This is a genomic window from Aureibacillus halotolerans (assembly GCF_004363045.1).
GTDB lineage: Bacteria > Bacillota > Bacilli > Bacillales > DSM-28697 > Aureibacillus > Aureibacillus halotolerans.
Window position 1 is genome coordinate 1 of the sequence record NZ_SNYJ01000006.1, and the last position, 3,151, is coordinate 3,151.

Below are 3,151 nucleotides of genomic sequence, written 5' to 3' on the forward strand. Positions count from 1 at the left end.
CGTTCACTTAGCCTACAACGCATCAAAATTAGCCATTGATCGGCTCAAAAAGAACCAATCCATCGCTGCATAATCATTGGTTTCATTCGTTTTTTTAAAGCATCATTGGTTTTCTGTTCTTCTATGATTTTTTAAAAAGACGCATTATGAAATTGATTCACTTAACAACTTTTTCATTTTTTCTTCTCTCCTTCCAATATTCAAATTCCTAAAAAAACTCTCATATCCATTGTCGGTCTATTTTCTAAAAACGTTTATAGAATCATTAATATCAATAAGCAAATCGTTGCTATTCAAAATTACTTTCAACACAACCAGCGGTCACTAGTGAGACTCCTGCGGCAAAGAAATTACGACGAAGTCTTTTTGAGTCGATGATGCACATGTACCCTTTAGGGTGAAAGCGAGCGTATGACCGCGAGTATTTTAGGAACATATCTACAATCGTCAGGAACAGAAGATGCACTTATAAAATCAGCACAAAACTCAATGCATCGTCAAAATAGTGGTTACACAAAAAAACAGGCCTATGGAAGCACCTGTCTTTCGTTTAAATCAGATTGAAGGGAAATCAACTTCGCCACATTCTGCGACTTTCCTTAGCTATTCAATGTAAGATGTCATTAGGCTGCGACGATATTGACAAGCTTGCCTGGAACGACGATGACTTTACGAATCGTTTTTCCTTCGATGAGCTCTTTCACTTTGTCATCGGCTAATGCAATGGCTTCAATTTCGTCTTTGCTGGATGAGGCGGGAACAGCAATTTTCGCTCTTACTTTGCCCATAATTTGAATGACGATTTCAACCGTATCTGAAACAAGTTTGGATTCGTCGTGTTGTGGCCAAGGCTCGTAGGCAATTGATCCCGAGTGACCAAGTACGGCAAATAGTTCTTCGGCTAAATGAGGCGCAATTGGCGAAAGCAATTTGACGAAGCCTTCGACAAATGTTTTTGGAACAGTATCCTGTTTATAGGCTTCATTCGTGAAGACCATTAATTGAGAAATCGCGACATTAAAGCGTAAATGCTCGATGTCCTCCGTCACCTTCTGAACCGTTTCGTGGTACACCTTTTCTAACGCATGACCTTCCTCGTTTACAGTCGTAATGCTCGCTTGTTGTTTACCTTCATCGGTCGCAATCAAGCGCCAAACGCGATCAAGGAATTTTCGTGCCCCATCTAGCCCATTTTCTGACCAGGCGATAGATGCGTGCAACGGCCCCATAAACATTTCATACAACCGCAATGTATCGGCACCATGTGAAGCGACGATATCGTCAGGGTTGACGACGTTTCCTTTGGATTTGCTCATTTTTTCATTGTTTGATCCGAGGATCATGCCTTGGTTGTAAAGCTTTTGAAAAGGCTCTTTCGTTGGAACGACGCCCATGTCGTAGAGCACTTTGTGCCAGAAGCGTGCATACAAGAGATGAAGAACCGCATGCTCTGCTCCACCAATGTAGATGTCCACAGGTAACCAATGCTTCAGCTTCTCAGGATCTGCGAGGGCTTGATCGTTATGTGGATCAATAAAGCGCAAGTAATACCAGCAGCTGCCCGCCCATTGTGGCATTGTATTTGTTTCTCTTCGTGCCTTCTGTCCTGTCACAGGATCGACTGTATTTACCCACTCATCAATATTGGCAAGCGGTGACTCCCCTGTACCTGACGGCTTAATATGATCCGTTATCGGAAGCATTACAGGCAGATCTTCCTCGCGAACAGGCTGAATCGTACCGTCCTCTAGATGAAGAACAGGCAACGGTTCGCCCCAATAACGCTGACGACTAAACAACCAGTCACGTAATCTATATGTGATTTTCCGTTCTCCCAATCCTTTTTCACTAAGCCAAGAAAGCATTTGGGCAATCGCTTCAGCTTTATTCAAACCGTCAAGGAATCCTGAAGCCACATGGGGACCTTCCCCTGTATATGCTTCTTTTGTTACATCTCCACCTTGTACAACCTCGCGAATTGGCAAATTGAAGGTTTGGGCAAACTCGTAATCACGTTCGTCGTGAGCAGGAACCGCCATAATCGCGCCACTTCCATAGGAGGCAAGCACATAATCCGCTACCCACACAGGGACAGCTTCGCCATTTGCCGGATTGACGGCATAAGCACCAGTCCATACGCCGGTTTTTGATTTTGCAAGGTCGGTACGCTCTAGATCGCTTTTCCGTTGCGCCTGTTCACGATAAGCCGTAACAGCTTCTTTTTGATCCTCTGTCGTGATTTGATTGACGAGCGCATGCTCTGGCGCAAGCACGCAATAGGTCGCTCCGAACAATGTGTCAGGACGTGTTGTAAATACAGTAAATTCATGCGCTGAATCTTTGACTTGAAAACGGACATCTGCCCCTTCCGAACGACCGATCCAGTTTCGTTGCATGTCTTTGATGCTTTCCGGCCAATCCAATTCATCAAGGTCTTCTAATAAACGATCGGCATACGCCGTGATTTTTAACATCCATTGACGCATAGGTCGTCGCTCAACTGGATGCCCTCCGCGCTCACTTAGACCGTCGATAACTTCTTCATTGGCAAGTACTGTTCCAAGTGCAGGACACCAATTGACAGGCACTTCATCAATATAAGCAAGGCCGCGCTCATATAGTTTTATAAAGATCCATTGCGTCCATTTATAATAGTCAGGAGACATCGTGCTAATTTCTCGGTCCCAATCATAAGAAAAGCCAAGCGCTTGAATTTGTTTCTTAAACGTATCGATATTTTTTTGCGTAAATTCCTTTGGGTCATTTCCTGTATCAATGGCATATTGTTCTGCAGGCAGGCCAAAAGCGTCCCACCCCATTGGATGAAGCACGTTATATCCTTGCATGCGCTTCATTCGTGAGAGAATATCAGTTGCTGTATAGCCTTCAGGATGCCCTACATGAAGTCCAGCACCTGATGGGTATGGAAACATATCAAGTGCGTAGAATTTCGGTTTGTCACTATCTTCTTCTACTTTGAATGTATGATTGTCTTCCCAGTAATGCTGCCATTTCTTTTCGATTTCTTTGTGGCGAAAGCTCATTGTATATTCCTCCTCATATTTCCATACAATCACCTCAGGCTGATGAGAAACGCTCGCTTTCTTCGTTGCTTTGTCTTGTCCGGTGCTCATTGCCCTGATGGCAACTC

Annotated in this window: 1 protein-coding gene; it reads right to left on the bottom strand. The window is 44.1% G+C overall.

Features of this window, described 5'->3' with window-relative positions; genetic code table 11:
* Positions 1-623: 623 nt before the first annotated feature.
* Positions 624-3,044: a leucine--tRNA ligase gene (gene leuS, locus EV213_RS08570; protein WP_133580302.1), complete on the bottom strand. Its 2,421-nt coding sequence runs from the start codon at positions 3,042-3,044 to the stop codon at positions 624-626.
* Between the last annotated feature and the right edge of the window lie 107 nt (positions 3,045-3,151).